The organism is Candidatus Formimonas warabiya, assembly GCF_002777255.1.
Classification (GTDB): domain Bacteria; phylum Bacillota; class Dehalobacteriia; order Dehalobacteriales; family Dehalobacteriaceae; genus Formimonas; species Formimonas warabiya.
Genome location: NZ_CP017634.1, coordinates 6090855 through 6107607 on the forward strand (window position 1 = coordinate 6090855; position 16753 = coordinate 6107607).

At 45.1% G+C, this 16753-nt stretch carries 15 protein-coding genes; 12 read left to right on the top strand and 3 right to left on the bottom strand.

Going from position 1 to position 16753, the window contains the following annotated elements:
• Window positions 1-45 precede the first annotated feature (45 nt).
• From DCMF_RS27415 to DCMF_RS27435, 5 genes are all read left to right on the top strand, one after another.
• Window positions 46-534, top strand: a complete 489-nt coding sequence (locus DCMF_RS27415; protein ID WP_214658951.1) for a DUF2284 domain-containing protein — start codon at window positions 46-48, stop codon at window positions 532-534.
• A 142-nt stretch (window positions 535-676) separates the two neighbouring features.
• Window positions 677-1261, top strand: a complete 585-nt coding sequence (locus DCMF_RS27420) for a TetR/AcrR family transcriptional regulator (protein WP_148137388.1) — start codon at window positions 677-679, stop codon at window positions 1259-1261.
• A gap of 85 nt (window positions 1262-1346) precedes the next feature.
• A complete protein-coding gene (locus DCMF_RS27425) occupies window positions 1347-2567 on the top strand; it encodes an ethanolamine utilization protein EutH (RefSeq protein ID WP_148137389.1) in 1221 nt (406 codons plus the stop codon).
• Window positions 2568-2645: 78 nt separating this feature from the next.
• The gene (locus DCMF_RS27430) at window positions 2646-4610 is read left to right on the top strand and encodes a hydantoinase/oxoprolinase family protein (protein WP_148137390.1); all 1965 of its coding nucleotides are present in this window, start codon (window positions 2646-2648) and stop codon (window positions 4608-4610) included.
• A gap of 18 nt (window positions 4611-4628) precedes the next feature.
• A complete protein-coding gene (locus DCMF_RS27435; RefSeq protein ID WP_148137391.1) occupies window positions 4629-5279 on the top strand; it encodes a DUF1638 domain-containing protein in 651 nt (216 codons plus the stop codon).
• A gap of 275 nt (window positions 5280-5554) precedes the next feature.
• Here DCMF_RS27435 and DCMF_RS27440 read toward each other — a convergent pair whose 3' ends face one another.
• The 3 genes from DCMF_RS27440 to DCMF_RS27450 form a co-directional block, all read right to left on the bottom strand.
• On the bottom strand, window positions 5555-6808 hold the full coding sequence (locus tag DCMF_RS27440) for an MFS transporter (protein WP_148137392.1): 1254 nt from the start codon (window positions 6806-6808) through the stop codon (window positions 5555-5557).
• Window positions 6809-6964: 156 nt separating this feature from the next.
• On the bottom strand, window positions 6965-7438 hold the full coding sequence (locus tag DCMF_RS27445) for a MarR family transcriptional regulator (protein WP_148137393.1): 474 nt from the start codon (window positions 7436-7438) through the stop codon (window positions 6965-6967).
• A gap of 247 nt (window positions 7439-7685) precedes the next feature.
• A complete protein-coding gene (locus DCMF_RS27450) occupies window positions 7686-8330 on the bottom strand; it encodes a helix-turn-helix transcriptional regulator (protein ID WP_148137394.1) in 645 nt (214 codons plus the stop codon).
• 276 nt (window positions 8331-8606) lie between these two features.
• Here DCMF_RS27450 and DCMF_RS27455 point away from each other — a divergent pair, with 276 nt between their 5' ends.
• From DCMF_RS27455 to DCMF_RS27485, 7 genes are all read left to right on the top strand, one after another.
• Window positions 8607-9545: a bifunctional enoyl-CoA hydratase/phosphate acetyltransferase gene (locus DCMF_RS27455; RefSeq protein WP_148137395.1), complete on the top strand. Its 939-nt coding sequence runs from the start codon at window positions 8607-8609 to the stop codon at window positions 9543-9545.
• Window positions 9546-9589: 44 nt separating this feature from the next.
• Window positions 9590-11350, top strand: coding sequence for an indolepyruvate ferredoxin oxidoreductase subunit alpha (gene iorA, locus DCMF_RS27460; RefSeq protein ID WP_148137396.1), 1761 nt, complete (start codon window positions 9590-9592; stop codon window positions 11348-11350).
• Between the two features lies 1 nt (window position 11351).
• Entirely contained in the window at window positions 11352-11921 is a 570-nt protein-coding gene (locus DCMF_RS27465) for an indolepyruvate oxidoreductase subunit beta (RefSeq protein ID WP_335582374.1), read from the top strand.
• Between the two features lie 16 nt (window positions 11922-11937).
• A complete protein-coding gene (gene buk / locus DCMF_RS27470) occupies window positions 11938-13023 on the top strand; it encodes a butyrate kinase (protein ID WP_148137398.1) in 1086 nt (361 codons plus the stop codon).
• A 32-nt stretch (window positions 13024-13055) separates the two neighbouring features.
• Window positions 13056-13727: a hypothetical protein gene (locus DCMF_RS27475; protein WP_148137399.1), complete on the top strand. Its 672-nt coding sequence runs from the start codon at window positions 13056-13058 to the stop codon at window positions 13725-13727.
• Window positions 13728-13770: 43 nt separating this feature from the next.
• Window positions 13771-15240, top strand: coding sequence for a trimethylamine methyltransferase family protein (locus DCMF_RS27480; protein ID WP_148137400.1), 1470 nt, complete (start codon window positions 13771-13773; stop codon window positions 15238-15240).
• 93 nt (window positions 15241-15333) lie between these two features.
• Window positions 15334-16752, top strand: a complete 1419-nt coding sequence (locus DCMF_RS27485; RefSeq protein WP_148137401.1) for a trimethylamine methyltransferase family protein — start codon at window positions 15334-15336, stop codon at window positions 16750-16752.
• Window position 16753: the final 1 nt, after the last annotated feature.

The following is a 16753-nucleotide window of genomic DNA, read 5'->3' on the forward strand; positions in this document are numbered from 1 at the left end:
ATGTTGTCCTGTACAGAAGTTATATGGGGAAAGGAGCAGGAGATTATGTCCAAATATGAGCAGTTAGCCCTGGACTTAGGGGCGATAAATGTGAGGACGATTTCAGCAGAGGAACTTGTTTTTGATCCCAGAGTAAGGCTAAAATGTATTGGCTGTTCCGAATACGGTACTTGGCGGTGCCATCCTAATCTTCCCAGTTATCAAGAGGCGATAGAGATGCTGGGTAAATACCAAGAAATATTGGTGATTCACGATCAGGACAGAGATCGCTTAAGTTATGTGGCCCGGACAGTGGAAAAAGAGGCCTTTTTGGACGGCAATTTTTTTGCCTATGCTTTATGCGGTTGCTATTATTGCAAGCAGTGCCATCTGTCCAGCAAAGGGCCGTGTACAAATCCGGACTACCGGAGGCCCTACTGTTATTCTTTAGGCATTAATGTTTTTGATACCGTAAGACCCCTGGGCCTTCCCATCCAGGTCTTACAGTCAAAAGATGAAGTGCCCAACAGATATGCTTTTGTCCTGATCAAGTAGTTTTTCCAGAGAATCTGCCCCTAATTTTTTTGTTGATTTCACCAATCTTTTCCTTTATAATTTCTATAGACTAACTAGCGATAGGTAGGATATTTGGAGCTTCTGACGAAAGCCCTATGATATTGGTAGGAGGTGAAGAGATATGACGCGAGATAAGATCAAGAAGGCCGCCCTTTCCTTATTTGTCAAAAATGGTTACGAGGGAGCCCATGTGGCAGAGATCGCCAAGGCGGTCAATATCAAAACAGCATCCCTTTATTTCCATTTTGAAAGTAAGGAAAAACTCTTTCTGGAAATTTTTTATGATCTTTTGCATGAAAAGTTAAAAAGTATTGAAGCAGCCAACGAATTCATCAATCAAATGGACTCTGTTCAAGAGCAGCTATTTTTTCTCTACACGGATTATTACAAGTGGGTAGATGGCTATCAAGACGAAATGGTGTTTTGGAAAAGAACGGCCTTATTTCCTCCCAGCTTTTTAGAAGATCAGATCAGGAAAGAACTGATCACATACGAACAGAGATATGTGGCGGTATTACTGGAGCCTGTTTTTTTAAAAGGAATGGCCTTGCATGTCTTAAAGGATCAAGACGTGAACCGGTTAATTGTGGGATTCTTGGGGCTGATGGCGGCTGTCTTTTCGGAAATACATTACTCAGAGCCGGCTGTTTATCAAAAAAAGTTAGAGATCCTATGGGAAAATTTTTGGGACTCCATCAAGAAATAACTGGATGGGCACATTTTTACCAACAAGCGTGCCCCTTGACTTAACAAGCGCTCGTTGGAATAAACGAAAAATATGAGGTGGTAAAATGGATTTTGTCGGGAAATTGGTACTCTATATTATTATGATTTGTTGTTTCAGCGGAGCCGTGGCTTCCGTGCTGAAAGAGGAATCAGGGCTGGGAAAAGCTTTCGAAGAAGGGCTGCAAACCGTAGGCTCCTTATTTCTCCCCTTAGTGGGACTGATGGTATCCGTCCCTTATCTGACCCTGTTGATTCAGAAGGTCTTTGGGGCGCTATACCATAAAATCGGCGCCGACCCTGCCATTGCCGCTACTACCTTCATACCGACCGATGTGGGCGGATATTTGCTCGCCCATCAAATGGCCCAAACCCCGGAAAACTGGATTATGGCCATGATGGTAGGAATTATGGCGGCGCCCGTGATTTCCTTCAATATCCCTGTCGGTTTGTCCATGCTGGAAAAGAAGGATCACCGTTATTTGGCCCTGGGCGCTATGTCCGGGATTATTGCCATTCCCTTTGGCGTTTTGACCACCTGTATCATCCTTTATTTTACCAAAGTACCCATCCGAACAGCTTTTTCTACCACCGGTGCGGCTACCTATCATCTTTCTTTCCAGCTCACCGATATTTTTCTAAACCTGGCCCCTCTGACGGTTTTTTGCCTGCTCCTTGCCTTAGGGCTCAAGTATATACCGGATAAAATGATTAAAGGGTTTATGTATTATGGGAAAATTCTCATGTCCGCGTTAAAATTGATTGTCGCCGTTTCCATTGTGGAATATTATACTGGCTTTTTCAGCGCCACCTTTGGCGGCTGGGGATTCAGTCCTATTTTAGCCGATGATCAAGAAAAGTTCCGGGCCGTAGAGCTTTTAGGCGCCATCGGTATGATGCTGGCGGGGGCTTTCCCCATGGTCTACCTGATTCAGAAATACCTGCAAAAACCTTTACGGTCCATGGGGAAAATGATCGGATTAACCCCCACAGGCAGTGCCGGGTTATTAGCTGCTTCGGCCAATGCCATTGCCATGTTTAAAATGGTGCGGGAGATGCCTGCCGGTGATAAAGTGATGTGTATGGCCTATAGTGTCTGCGGAGGTTATGTAATAGGGGACTTTCTCGCCTATACCACAAACTTCCAGCCCACGTTGATGCTTCCGGTTTTGATCGGCCAACTCACAGGGGGGATATTAGGGATTCTGATCGCGAAAAAAATTTCTGTACCCCAGGCGGAAAAAATAGCCCAAACCCAGGGGTTGCCAAATAGTCAGTTAATCCAATAAAGAGAAACCGGAAGGGGAAAAATAATACGGAAAATACAGCTGACTTCGGAAAGGGGCAAGCTGAATGGAGGAGCATAAATGGTTACAGCTTTAGGAATTGATACAGGCGGCACTTTTACAGATGGGGTATTAATCGATATTCGGACAAGAACCATTCTGGCTAAGGCCAAGGCCCGCACGACCAAGGAGGACCTATCTAAAGGGATTGAAGAATGTATCAGGCAGTTAATCCATTCCCGGACCGGGGAGATCAAAATGGTAGCCCTGTCCACAACCTTAGCCACGAATGCCGTTGTCGAGGGAAGAGGCTGTGAAGTAGGCGCTATCCTGATCGGGAAGCAGCCTCCGGAAAAGCTCCCGGTGCATCATTATTTTGTGGTTGACGGTGGGCATGACATTAACGGCTTTGTGGCCCAGGATCTGGATGAGGAGGCGATTGGGGAGGCGGCACAGAGCTTGCGGGGAAAAGTTGACGCCGTTGCCGTGTCCAGCTTTTTGAGCATCCGCAATCCCGAGCATGAGCTGCGCGCCAGAGAAATCATCAAAGAACATTCCGGACTGCCTGTTGTCTGCGCCCATGAATTATCCAATTCCCTGGGCTTTCAGGAGCGCACGGTTACCGCCATCCTCAACGCCAAACTGCTGCCCATTATCGCGGAACTGGTGGAATCGGTAAAAAATGTCTTGACAAAACTGGACATCCTTGCTCCCATGATGATTGTGAAAAGCGACGGCAGCCTAGCCGGGATTGATGTGATCCAAGAAAGACCCATTGAAACGATTCTTTCCGGACCCTCGGCCAGTATCGTGGGGGCTTCCGGCCTGTTAAACCTGGACCAAGCCCTGATTTTGGATATGGGGGGCACCACCACCGATATTGCTCTCATAAAAAATAAAGAGCCCCTGATCAATCAGGAAGGGGCCATGGTGGGGGGATGGCGGACAAGGGTGAAGACGACGGAAGTGTGCACCTATGGGATTGGGGGAGACAGCTATATTCAGATTAATCCGAAACAGAAAAAGGTGACGGTGGGACCGAAACGGGTCTTGCCTTTATGCTACGCTGCCCACATCCATCCCCATTTGATCAACGAACTGGAGCAGGTGAAGAATGATACCGTCGCTCTGGCCATTCATCAAAAAACTGATTGCTTTTTGCTGCTGAAAGGGGAAAAAAGCATCAAAAACGCTTCTCCTGTGGAGAAGGAAATACTGGATTTATTAACGGGTGGGCCCCATTCCTTATTTTTATTAGCGCGTCAACTACACATAGATCCGAACTTTTTTCCCTTTCAAAACCTGGTCGACGCGGGAGCCATCGGCCACATCTCCCTTACCCCCACAGATATCCTTCACGTGACCCGGGAATTGGATATTTGGAATCGGGAGGCTGCCCTTTTAGGGGTAGAATTGCTGGCAGAGCAATATGACATGGATGAGAAAGAACTGACCCGGACCATCATCGACGAAACCGTAAACCGCATGGTGACGGCGATCATCCAGTCTTTAATCATTTTTGAAGATAAAAAATATCCTATCGGACATTGCCTGGACAACATCCTTGGGGAAAAAATATTGAAATTAAAGGAAAAAAATCTTTTTCGTTGTTCCATTGAGATTACAGATCCTCTGATTGGGATTGGAGCCCCGGTGCACGCCTGGCTCACCAAGGTAAAAGAAAAACTGCATATGGAGCTGATCATTCCCTCTCATGCGGAGGTGGCCAATGCCTATGGGGCGGCCATCGGCAAAATCATTGAACGAAGTGAGATTATCATTAGGCCCAATGGATCCATCGGGGGATTTGGGGTTTATCTGCCCTGGGAATATACAGTCTTTGATGAACTGGACAGGGCCAAGGAATATGCCCTCGCATCCATGATCGATTGGGTAAAAAATAATGCGCTCAAAGCAGGTGCCCATGACCCCAAGGTAGAATATAAAATAGATGATATTTATGCAAAAGTATTAAATGCCGATCTGTTTGTGGAAACAAGAATTACCTGTTCCGCCACAGGGGCCCCGGAGGCGATCATAAATTAAAACACGTTTGGGAGGGGTATGATGAATAAGACCAAGATCTTGGCCTGCCGCACCTTAGAAGATGAAATCCTGGCAATTCTGCCGGAAAACCTAGACCATGAATTTTTGGAATATGGACTCCATAATACACCGGATAAGCTTCGTCAGGAATTGCAAAAGAGAATTGAGGAAGCGCAGGAATATGAGACCCTGCTGTTTGGTTACGGTTTATGTTCCAACGGGGTGGCCGGTTTGAAATCCCCCAAACATACCATCGTAGTTCCCCGGGTTCATGACTGCATCAGCCTGTTATTAGGATCCAGAAAACAGTATGATACGGAATTTGAACAATTCCCAGCCACTTATTATTTGAGCAAGGGCTGGATCAAACAAAAGGGAGATCCTTTGTCAGGTTATTACAGGTATCTTGAGAAGTATGGGGAAGAAAATGCCCGCTGGGTGATGCATGAAGAGTATAAAAATTATCAACGGGTAGTATTTATCCATACCGTAGGAGACTGTGATGAGTATGTCAAATACAGTCAGGAAGTGGCGGATTTTTTAAAGGTTAAGTTCTGTGAGATTCAGGGGTCTTTGAGTTATTTTGAAAAGCTGGTCAAGGGGGAGTGGGACAAGGAATTTCTCATTATTCCTCCCGGCAGAGTTATTTCTTTAAATAACTTTATGTAAGAACATTAAAGAGTCTAAGATTGTGATCACCACTCAAAAATTATCAGAAGGTTTTATTGAACCATAGGCTGTTTCGACAAGATTGCTAGATTGTTAAGATCCTTGCATCCATACGGAGGCAAGGATCTTTTTGTGCATTTCTGGATGATCATGTGTACTTAGGCCGACTTGCGCATTTTTAAGTATTTCGGCTGCTTTTGACCTATGGATATTTCTGAAGAACGGTTAAAAAAGGATAAAGGTATAAGGGAGGGAAAATGAAGGGGGATGCTTGCCTAAATAAAGTAGGAAGTTTTCATATTTACATGCGTACCCTGATATAAAACTGGTATTGCCGCTGCTATAAGGATCATACCCATAAAAGCGGGTGCGGCATGACCAAGTGATACATAGATTTGACCTCCAATAATAGGCCCAATTATTCTTGCTAAAGATTGAATAGATTGGCTACCTCCTTGAATCCTTCCTTGTTCACTAGAATCAACAGACTTGGAGACCATCCCATTGAATGAAGGCCCGAAGATCGAATCACCAAAACCAAATATAAACATTCCTGCGATAAGAAGAGGATAGAATGAGAACAAAGCCGATGCTGCAATAAGACTGTAGCCTATAATTTCCGAGACCATTCCAAGAATTGCTATCTGTGCATCACTAAGTTTTATCAAAAGCTTTGGCATTATGAAGCCTTGTGAAATGATGTCTTGAACGCCCATAATGGAAAACATAAGTCCGATTAGTGCAGGCTCCCAATTGAAAGTATCTATTGTAAATTGGGAAAAAACTGCCTGCAAAGATCCGTTGGGTATCCAAAGTAAGAACGCTGAGACAAGTAGCCTTTTTAAGTTTTTCATGGAGAGTACATTTACCAGCTGTGTGAATGGATTCAGTCTTACAAAGGTAATCTTTTTTAGTCTGTTATTCTCGTCAAGGCTCTCAGGCATATATAAGATTCCATAAACAACATTCAATAAAGTTATGATTGCTCCAAAATACATGGGTGCAGAATAACCAAACTTGGCAAGTAATCCACCTAGAGTAGGTCCAATGACGACGCCCACACCTGAAACCGCACTCACCCACCCAAAGTATTTGGTGCGCTGCTCTCTAGGAGTGATGTCTGCAAAATATGCGAAGATAGTGCTGATGGTCCCGCCTGTGATACCATCTATTATGCGCCCGGCAAATAGTACCCATAGAGCTCCTCCTATGCCAAAAACTAAGTATCCGATTGCGGAACCCCAAAGGCATACTAAGAGTAATGGACGACGGCCATATCTGTCGCTCAAAGCTCCAAGTCCGGGGGCCGCAAAAAACACACAGACTGCATAAACAGAGGTCAGCAGCGTAACAACTATAGCTTGCTCTCCCGGATTGCTTGTATAAGGCTGCACTAAGAATGGAACGACAGGTGCTATGATACTGAAGCCCATTCCGCAAAGAAACACAGACATAAGACCGAATATTAAAGCCTTTTTATCTACGGTTTGTTCTGTGTTCTGTTCATTGTGTGATCTAAATTTGAACATTTAAATTCTCCCTTCAAAAGCCATGGTTTTGCTTCCTTGGAAACATATTTATCGTACAATTATTTTGTTTCCTTGTCAACAAAATAATAGCAATAAAAATGCAGCCTGTGCTCAATAGAGTTGGGCTGCCTGTGGTTTCATTTTCATTATTCAATTTTATTCCGACTTAATATCTACACCCAATTTCTTTATTTCTGCATCCAAATGCCTACGATACTTTTCCACGAGGCTAAGCATACTGTCAAATTGTTCCTCGGTTACCTGCTCAAATACGGCTTTATCCCGCTCTTGAAACTCTTTGTGCAGTTCCTCATGGATTTTATAAATTACTTTCCCTTGCGGAGTCAAGCGAAAATAGATTTCTTTCTTGTTATCCGGCTTCTGGTAGCTTTCGATAATACCTTTTTTTATAAGCTTCTTAGTTATTTTGGTTATGGCCCCCCTGGTCATGTAAAAGGACTCCGCAAGTTTTGTCACGTTGGAATCTACATTTCTTCCAATATATTCGATGCAATGTACTTCAGAAGACTTATAACCTTTAAGACTGTCTTCCATCTTAAACTTATTAAGAAAAACCATCTTGTTGTATACGTCCCTGAAACCCCTTATGACCTGTTCTGCTTTGTTCATGACCTGTCCTCCCACCCGTTGGTGCATTAACCATAATATATTAAATTTTTGTTTCTATTTCAACAATATCAAAATAATTATTTTAGAAATTGAGCTATACGTGAAAAAAGAGGCTGTTATAGAAGAAAAATGCAGGGATACTTTCTTTCATAGGACAGTAATATCGATAAGAAAAAAAGTTTACTTAAACAATAACCTGGATTTAGCAATCAGGCTAAAACCAGGTTTTATATTTTTAAGGAAACGATTATTTACTTTCAACAGGATGCTTTTTTTCTTCATTAATCTCGTTTAAATAGTTGTAAATAGTATAACGGGATACATTCAAGGTTTCCGCCACAATCTGCACACCCTTTTGAATGACTAAGGCTCCCCTCTCATCAAGGTATTTCACTACTTTGATCCGGTCCTCTTTGTTCATTAATGAAGCCGGTTTGCCCACCAGTTTAAAGGCATCGGAAATCATGCCTTCCAATATTTCATTGGGGTTTGCATAAAACTCGTCTTTCATGGATTCTTCTACTTTGAAAAGATTTTCTAAGGTAGCATGGGCCATGGCTAAATTGGTATAATCATAATTTATGCCCAAACAGAGCCAGTGCTTACCGGATTTGATGTGAAAGGTGGAGCACTTGATCAGTCTGCCGTCTTTTGTCTTGGCGTGGTAATTGATCAAATCATGTTCCACATGTTTTTCTTTCATGGCTTTTAAACCCAATTCGGAAAGAGAATCACCGACCTTTCTTCCCGTAACATGGCCGTTGTATATGGAAATGATAGAATTGTCAGGGTTGTTGAGATCAGAAATCAATACTTCACAGTCATTGCCAAAGGTTTGAGAAATCCCTGCGGCAATCCTTTCTAATATTTCGATGATTTCTTTCTTATTCATGGGGGAAAACTCCTTTGTCTGATATAAAAAATCTTAATACAATACCTAAAGTTTAACAAAGTAATGATCATTTTTCCAGCTTCAGCGGTAAATTTCCTGATCGTACGCATGATTAATTTCCTTGCAAAGATAAAAATTTAAAAAATTTATAAATGATAGAAGGATATTTAAACAATATGTATAATATTTAAACAAATATTTTAATATTTTTTCTAAACGATCTTGCCGAAAATCTCAGTAATGGAAAAAAATCAAACTATTTCCGGGGGTGGACAAATGGGGTATAAATGTTTTCAGGAGATTTTAGATATTATTCATCAGCAAGCAAGTAAAAAGTTTACCATCAGTGTGGCCTCTGCTTGCGATGGGGAAGTTTTAGAAACAGTGAAATATGCTGATGAGATTGGTTTAGCTTCAGCAATTTTGGTCGGCGATAAAAAGGAATTAGAAAAAATGGCTGGAGAACGCAACATCCATTTGGATAGGTTTCAGGTCATTGATGAACCGGACCCGATTAAAGCCTCCATGGAGGCGGTGCGACAAATCAGAGCTGGCAACGCCAATTGCCTGATGAAAGGAATGGTTAACACCAGTGACTTTATGCGTGCGGTCTTGGACAAAATTGAGGGGCTAAGAACCGGAAGAGTCCTAAGCCATCTGGCCTCCTTTGAAGTTCCCGGTTTTGAACGGCTTATTTTTATTACTGACGGGGGGCTAAATATCCATCCCAGCCTCGAAGAAAAGAAAGAAATTCTGCAAAATGCGGTGGATTACCTGATTCGGATTGGATATCAGATGCCCAAGGTTGCGGTATTATCCGCCAATGAAGCAGTCAATCCCAAACAGCCGGTAACTATGGAAGCGGCTGCCCTGAAACAAATGGCGGAACACGGTGAAATCACAGGAGCCTTGGTAGATGGTCCTATGTCCCTGGATTTGGCGTTAGATCAGGAGGCGGCTGTGCACAAAAAAATTGTCAGCCCGGTGGCGGGGCAAGCCGATTTATTCTTGGTTCCCACCATTGAGGTAGGCAACATCTTGGGCAAGTCCTTGATTTACTGTGGCAAAGCAGTCATGGCGGGGATTATCCTGGGAGCACAAGTGCCGATTATTCTTACATCCCGGGCGGCTACCATGGAAATGAAAATAGCTTCCCTGGCTTTGGCGGCACTGCCCGGTACCCAATCAACCAAAGCCTCATTTAAACCACAATAAAGAGTTGTTATCAATAAAAACGATGAAGGTGTAGGAGGAGAACCATGAAAAAACTGATGTCGGGTAATGAGGCGATTGCCCGGGGGGCTTTTGAGGCAGGGTGCTCCGTTGCGGCAGCTTACCCGGGAACCCCAAGTACGGAAATTTTAGAAAACCTTTCTCTGTACAAGGAAATTTACGCTGAATGGTCACCTAATGAAAAGGTAGCTTTGGAGGTAGCTTGCGGGGCTTCCATTTCCGGTGCCCGGTCTTTGGCTGCCATGAAGCATGTGGGTTTAAATGTGGCGGCTGACCCCTTCTTTACCATGGCCTACGAGGGAGTAAACGGAGGATTGGTGATTGTATCGGCAGATGATCCGGGCATGCACAGTTCCCAGAATGAACAGGATAACCGGCTTTATGCCCCTTTTGCCAAAGTCGCCATGATGGAGCCCGCCGATAGTCAGGAATGTAAGGGTTTTATTAAAGAGGCTTTTGAGGTCAGTGAAAAATATGATATTCCGGTATTATTCAGGGTCACTACCCGGATCTGCCACAGCAAAGGCCTGGTAGAAACGGGAGATCCCGTGGAACGGGTGGTGAAAGACTACAAAAAAGACGTGAAAAAGTATGTGATGACACCGGCTCATGCCCGGATCATTCATTATGAGGTAGAAAAGAGGCTGGCCAGACTCAAGAATTATGCCAATCACTGTCCGCTAAACAAAATTGAATGGGGCAGCAAGGAAATCGGTATTGTTACCAGCGGCATTTCCTACCAGCATGCCCGAGAAGTATTTGGAAACAATGCGTCTTACCTGAAAATCGGTTTCAGTCATCCCCTGCCGGATGAAATGATTCGAAAATTTGCCCAAGTGGTAGGTAAATTATATGTGATAGAAGAGAATGAACCCTATTTGGAGCATCACATTAAATCTCTTGGGTTCGCGTGCGTGGGAAAGGAATATCTCCCCATTTGCGAAGAATTGAATCCGGACATTATTCGAAAGGCCTTTTTGCCGAAAGAGGATAAAAAACTCCATCAGGTCGATATTCAGGCCCCCCATCGGCCTCCGGTCCTGTGTCCCGGCTGCCCCCATCGGGGCGTCTATTACGCGCTGAGCAAATATAAAGATGTGGTGGTCACAGGTGACATAGGGTGTTATACCTTAGGAATGATGCCTCCGCTTAATGTCACGGATGTAGTGATCTGTATGGGAGCCTCCGTATCAGCAGGCATTGGCTTTAAACGAGGGTCGATGCAAGGGAACAGAAATGAAAAGGTATTTGGCTCTATGGGAGACTCCACCTTTTTCCATTCGGGGATTACCGGATTAATTGACGTAGTCTACAATAAAACCCCCATGGTATTGGTGATTCTGGACAACAGTATTACGGCCATGACCGGGCACCAGGAGAACCCGGGGACAGGCAAGACTATTAAGGGTGAGATCACCACAAAAGTTGATATTGCGCAGATCGTCAGAGCGGTAGGGATCAAAGGAGAAAATATCCGGATCATTGATCCTTACGATCTCACGGCTACAAACAATGCAGTCAAGGATGCTTATCATTCTGAAGAACCTTTTGTCATTATTACCAAGCAGCCCTGTGCCTTAATTAAAGAAGTGCAAAAGAAAAGAGCCGGACTCCATTGTGTCGTGGATCAGGAGAAATGCACCAAATGCAAAGCCTGTATCAGGACCGGCTGCCCTGCCATTGCCCTGAAGCATGACCGGGTGGAAATTGATTCTTCCATGTGCAATGGATGTACCTTGTGTGTTCAGGTGTGCAAATTTGATTCTATCACAAAGGCGGGTGAATAATGTGGGTACGAATGTATTGTTTGTGGGAGTGGGCGGCCAGGGGATCATTCTGGCATCGAAACTATTGGCGGCAGGATTGGTGCAATTGGGCTACGATGTCAAAATGTCGGAAATCCACGGCATGGCTCAACGGGGGGGAAGTGTTACCACCCAGGTGAGATTTGGGGAAAAAGTATATTCACCTTGCATTGGCACCGGTGAGGCAGATGTCGTTGTGACCTTTGAAAAGGTTGAGGCCGTCCGGTACCTGGGCCAGTTAAAACCGGAAGGCACCTTAATCGTAAACGACTGCGAAATTTATTCACTGCCTGTGGTGATTGGACAGGAAAAGTATCCGGAAAATATTATCGAAAAGTTAAAAGAAGAGGTTAAAGAACTAAAGGTGGTTGATGCAGCAAATATCGCTCTAGATTTAGGAAATATCAAGGCCCAAAACATTGTCATTTTAGGTGTCTTGGTCAAGGCTTTGGGTCTGGAAAGGGTAAACTGGAAAGAAATTTTAGAAACCTATTTCCGGGGAGACATTTTGGATTTGAATGTGAAGGCTTTGGACGCGGGAATTAACCTTTAGAGATGGGAGGTAAACCATGAGCGAAGCAACCTATTCTATTTTGGCGATTAATCCTGGATCCACCTCAACCAAGATTGCCTTATATGAAAACGGGCAACAAATATATAAAGGGACCATCGAACACCCGAAAGGGGAGACAGATCAGTTTAAAACCGTGGCAGACCAGTTTGAGATGCGCAAGGAGGCTATCATCAAAGCCTTACAGGGAAGAAACTTTGACTTAAAAACATTATCTGCGGTGGTGGGACGAGGGGGGATCCTTCCCCCCATGAAATCAGGCGCCTATGAAGTTAACCAAGCCATGATGGACCGGCTGATGCACAATCCTCTGGTGGGACATGCCTCAAATCTAGGGGCCCTGATTGCCCATGAAATTGCCCGGCCTTTGGGAATAAAGGCCTACATCTATGATCCGGTAACAGTAGATGAGTATGAGGATGTGGCCAGAATCTCCGGATTACCGGAAATCAGCAGGCGTTCTGAGTGCCATGCCCTTAATTCCCGGGCCGTCGCCAGGGAAGCGGCCCGTAAATTAAATAAACCCTATGATCAATTAAATATCATTGTCACCCATCTCGGCGGCGGTATTTCCACCAGCCTGCATAAAAAGGGCCGGATGGTGGATGTGATTCCTGACGATGAAGGTCCTTTCTCGCCGGAACGGGCCGGGCGAGTTCCCTGCCGGCAACTGGTGGAATTGTGTTATTCGGGTAAATATGAGAGAGGGACCATGCTGAAACGATTGAGAGGTCAGGGCGGTTTAACTGCCTATTTGGGTATCAACAATGCACGGGAGGTTGAGGCACGGATCAAAAATGGGGATGAATATGCCAGATTAATCTATTATGCCATGGCCTATCAGGTGGCGAAAGGGATTGGGGAATTAGCGACTGTAGTTAACGGCCAAGTGGACCGGATTGTGATGACAGGAAGCATGGCCTATTCTGAAATGATCACCGGGTGGATTAAGGAAAAAGTAGCATTTATTGCTCCCGTAGAAGTAATTCCAGGGGAACATGAGTTAGAGGCTTTGGCAGCAGGGGCCCTGAGAGTGGTCAAAGGGGAAGAGACCGCCCACGAGTATGTAGAAAAAGATGAATAGAAACAGTAATTAGACCAGAAGGAGTGGATAACGTGAAAAAAGGAGATGTGGTGTGGGGAGGCCTTTTTCTCTGCTGGGTACTGATTTTGGCCATTCCCGAATCAAGGCAGGTTTTTATTGATATCACCAAAGCCCATCCCTATTTCATCGGTTTTATCAAGTTCGCCATGTTGGCTACAATGGGGGAGTTTTTGACTTTGCGCATTTTAAACGGGAAATGGGTTGTACCTGCCTTGCCCCTAGCGAGGGCCGTAATTTGGGGGTTCCTAGGTGCGGTGATCGTACTTGTTTTTGACGTATTCTCTACCGGAGTTAATGGGGCACTGGAAAAGGGGTTGCTGCTGGTTCCCGCTTCCAAATTTGCCGGGGCGTTTTGCACCAGTGCCGTCATGAATATCACCTTTGCTCCCACGATGATGGGCTTTCATCGGTTAACAGACACCTATCTGGATCTGCTGGCAAAATCGAATCAGGCAAAACCGAAGTTGGCAGAGGTGGTCCGAAATGTCAACTGGCACAATTATATCTCCTTTGTTTGTCTCAAAACCATCCCTATTTTTTGGATACCCGCCCATACGGTGACGTTTTTACTTCCCCCGGTATTCAGAGTTATCGCGGCGGCCTTTTTGTCCATCGTCTTAGGGCTGATGCTCACTTTTGCGAAAAGACGATGCCACTTAGGGCCAAAAGCCGTTGCCGCTTAAATCGTTTCTCAACTACCAGAATGAGAAGAAAGGATGAGATGAAATGAGCATTCAAAGTATCGAATCAAATTTTTTAGGGAATCAAACGCTTCAGTTTCGGGTATTGTCTGAAGGGCAAATTAAAAAGATTTTGTCGGCGGCTTGGGAAATTTTAGAGCGGACCGGGGTGGAAGTTCATAGTGAGGAAGCGGTTTCTTTGCTGAAAAAGGCGGGATGTTATGTTGACGGAACAAGGATCAGAATTCCTTCCTTTGTAGTCAAGAAGGCTTTAGGTACGGTCCCTTCCCGGGTTGTCCTTTGTGACCGGGACGGCCGCCGGAAGATGTTTTTAGAAGGGCATAACAGTTATTTCGGCCCGGGCCCTACCTGCCCTAATTTCCTGGATGTGGAAACCGGAGCAAGAAGAAAGGCTGTAAAGCAGGACGTGGTTAATACCGCCAAAGTGTCGGACGCGCTGCCCAATATTGACTTTGTCATGTCCTTATCCATGATTTCCGATTGTGCGCCCGTATTGGCCGATGTCCATGAAGTCCATGCCATGCTGCAAAATACCACAAAGCCTATTGTAAGCTGGGCGTTTAATACGGCTGGCCTGCAAGATATTATTGATATGTGTGCTTTTGTGGCCGGAGGGCTGGAACAGCTTCAGCGCAATCCCTTTCTTGTCATCTACTCTGAACCGACCACGCCGTTAAGTCATTCCAAGGAAGCGCTGGAAAAGCTGATGCTGATGAATGAGAATAATTTACCGGCTCTCTATACCCCCGGCATGTTGATGGGAGGAACTGCCCCTGTGACGATTGCCGGAACACTGGTGGTGGGAGTCGCCGACAACCTGGTGGGGCTTGTGGTAAGCCAATTAAAAAGAGAAGGTGCCCCTTTTATTGCCGGTATTCCGGGGGGTCCCATGGATATGAATACCATGCAGCATTGTTATGGCGCTCCGGAATTTGTGCTTGAACAGGCGGCATCGACGGAAATATACCGCTATCTAAAGATTCCCACCTGGGGAACAGCCGGCGCGGCGGATGCCAAGATTACGGATCAACAGGCGGCAATCGAATCTACCCTGCAGATTCTCACCGGGGCTTTAAGCGGAGCTAATTTGATTCACGATGTGGGTTTTACGGACCTGGGCATGACCGGATCTCTGGATCAGCTGGTAATGTGTGATGAGATCATTGGTATGGTCAGAAGGATGATGGTCGGGGTAGAGGTGAATAAGGAAACACTGGCTGTTGATGTACTAGATCAAGTGGGTCCCGGAGGCCAATTTTTGGGCGTTGCGCATACTTTCCAACACTTTAGGGAACGGGTTTGGTATCCTACTCTGGTAGACAGGCGGTCCCACAGCGATTGGGAACGTGACGGCAAAAAGACCATGGGAGAGAGAGTAAGAGAAAAAGTAAAAAATATTTTAAATACCCATAGTCCTCAATTATTACCGAAAAAAACGATAGAAGGACTTAATGACATCGTGGAAAGAGCGGAAGCACGTGTGCAAGGATCATGAAACAAAATAGATCATAAATAAATAAAAAATATTCCAGGAGTATTTCGGTAAGGAATTAACCTCAATTTTAAATGAAGAGAAGGAGTGTGCTTGATGAAAGTTTGTCGCCCGACAATCGGCATGAATGTGATGACCCAGAATGAAAAGGAACGTCTCCATAGTGCTGCCCTGGAGATATTAGCGAATGTAGGGGTAGAAGTCTATGATGACGAGGCCTTGGCTTTATTGAAAAAAAACGGGGCTTCCGTAAGCGGAATCACCGCGAAAATACCTGCCAGGATGATTGAGGCAGCAATCAAAAGCTCACCCGGGTCCATTAAGATTTATGACCGGGAAGGCAAAGTCAAAATGGATTTGACAAAGGGGAATATCTATTTCGGTACCGGTTCAGATACCCCCTTGGTGTTGGATTGGGAAACCCGGAAACACAGAAAGAATGTGCTGAATGATACAGTCCAAGCATCCATTGTGTCCGATGCGCTGCCCAACATTGATTTTGTGATGTCCATGGGCTTGGCCTCAGACGCGGAGATCAGAGTATCCGATATTTATCAGGTTAAAGCGATGTTGTTAAATACCGTGAAGCCCTTTATTTTTACCGCCCATAATGAGCGTAACATGGATATCATGATTCAAATCAGTGAAATGGCAAAAGGATCCCCAGTGATGGAGAAGCCCAATATGATTCTTTATGCGGAGCCCATTTCGCCGCTGCGCCATCCCATGGAGTCAGCACAAAAACTGCTTCTGGCAGCGGAAAAAGGCGTACCTGTGGCCTACGTTCCTGCCTGTCTGATTGGGGGAGGCTCCCCGGTAACATTAGCGGGTGCTTTAGCCGTAGTAAATAGTGAATTGTTGAGTGCGCTGGTCATTCATCAGTTAAAACGTCCGGGTGCCCCTTTTATTTATGGAGGAGCAACCCCCACCATGGACATGAGAAACGGTTCCTGTACTTACGCGGCGCCGGAGATCTTTTTGAATTATGCTTGCCTTGCGGATATGGCAAGATACTATGATCTTCCCGTGTTTGATGCCGCAGGGTGTTCGGAATCCAATGACTATGACGCTCAGGCAGGGATTGAGATGGGGTATACCATCCTTGCTGTGGCCCTGAGCGGAGGCAATTTGATCCATGATGTTGGTTTTATCGGCTGCGGGATGATCGCTTCCCTTGAGGCCTTGGTTGCGGGAAATGAGACGATCGGCTGTATTAAACGCATGATCAAAGGAGTTAACCTGAGCCAAGAAAAGTTTGCTCTCGATGAAATCGCCCGTGTTGGTATTGGCGGAACCTATATGAATACGGAACATACGGCCATGAACTTTAGAGAGGAAATATGGATTCCGGAGTTGTTTAACCGGGATGGCTATTATTCTTGGGAAGGAACGGGAAGTGTCAGCTTTCGAGACAAACTGAAGAAAAAGATCAGCCGGATCTTATTGGAGAACAAAGTTGCCCGGCTGCCAAAAGATGTGGAAGGAAGAATCGAAGAAACTGTTAAAAACGCTTAAA

Bases quoted from the DNA above. Each gene is read 5' to 3' on its own strand.
- iorA (WP_148137396.1), top strand. From the start codon at position 9,590: ATGAAAAAACTGATGTCGGGTAATGAGGCGATTGCCCGGGGGGCTTTT.
- DCMF_RS27455 (WP_148137395.1), top strand. From the start codon at position 8,607: ATGGGGTATAAATGTTTTCAGGAGATTTTAGATATTATTCATCAGCAA.
- DCMF_RS27440 (WP_148137392.1), bottom strand. From the start codon at position 6,808: ATGTTCAAATTTAGATCACACAATGAACAGAACACAGAACAAACCGTA.
- DCMF_RS27435 (WP_148137391.1), top strand. From the start codon at position 4,629: ATGATGAATAAGACCAAGATCTTGGCCTGCCGCACCTTAGAAGATGAA.
- DCMF_RS27415 (WP_214658951.1), top strand. From the start codon at position 46: ATGTCCAAATATGAGCAGTTAGCCCTGGACTTAGGGGCGATAAATGTG.
- DCMF_RS27480 (WP_148137400.1), top strand. From the start codon at position 13,771: ATGAGCATTCAAAGTATCGAATCAAATTTTTTAGGGAATCAAACGCTT.
- DCMF_RS27420 (WP_148137388.1), top strand. From the start codon at position 677: ATGACGCGAGATAAGATCAAGAAGGCCGCCCTTTCCTTATTTGTCAAA.
- DCMF_RS27425 (WP_148137389.1), top strand. From the start codon at position 1,347: ATGGATTTTGTCGGGAAATTGGTACTCTATATTATTATGATTTGTTGT.
- buk (WP_148137398.1), top strand. From the start codon at position 11,938: ATGAGCGAAGCAACCTATTCTATTTTGGCGATTAATCCTGGATCCACC.
- DCMF_RS27430 (WP_148137390.1), top strand. From the start codon at position 2,646: ATGGTTACAGCTTTAGGAATTGATACAGGCGGCACTTTTACAGATGGG.
- DCMF_RS27485 (WP_148137401.1), top strand. From the start codon at position 15,334: ATGAAAGTTTGTCGCCCGACAATCGGCATGAATGTGATGACCCAGAAT.
- DCMF_RS27450 (WP_148137394.1), bottom strand. From the start codon at position 8,330: ATGAATAAGAAAGAAATCATCGAAATATTAGAAAGGATTGCCGCAGGG.
- DCMF_RS27445 (WP_148137393.1), bottom strand. From the start codon at position 7,438: ATGAACAAAGCAGAACAGGTCATAAGGGGTTTCAGGGACGTATACAAC.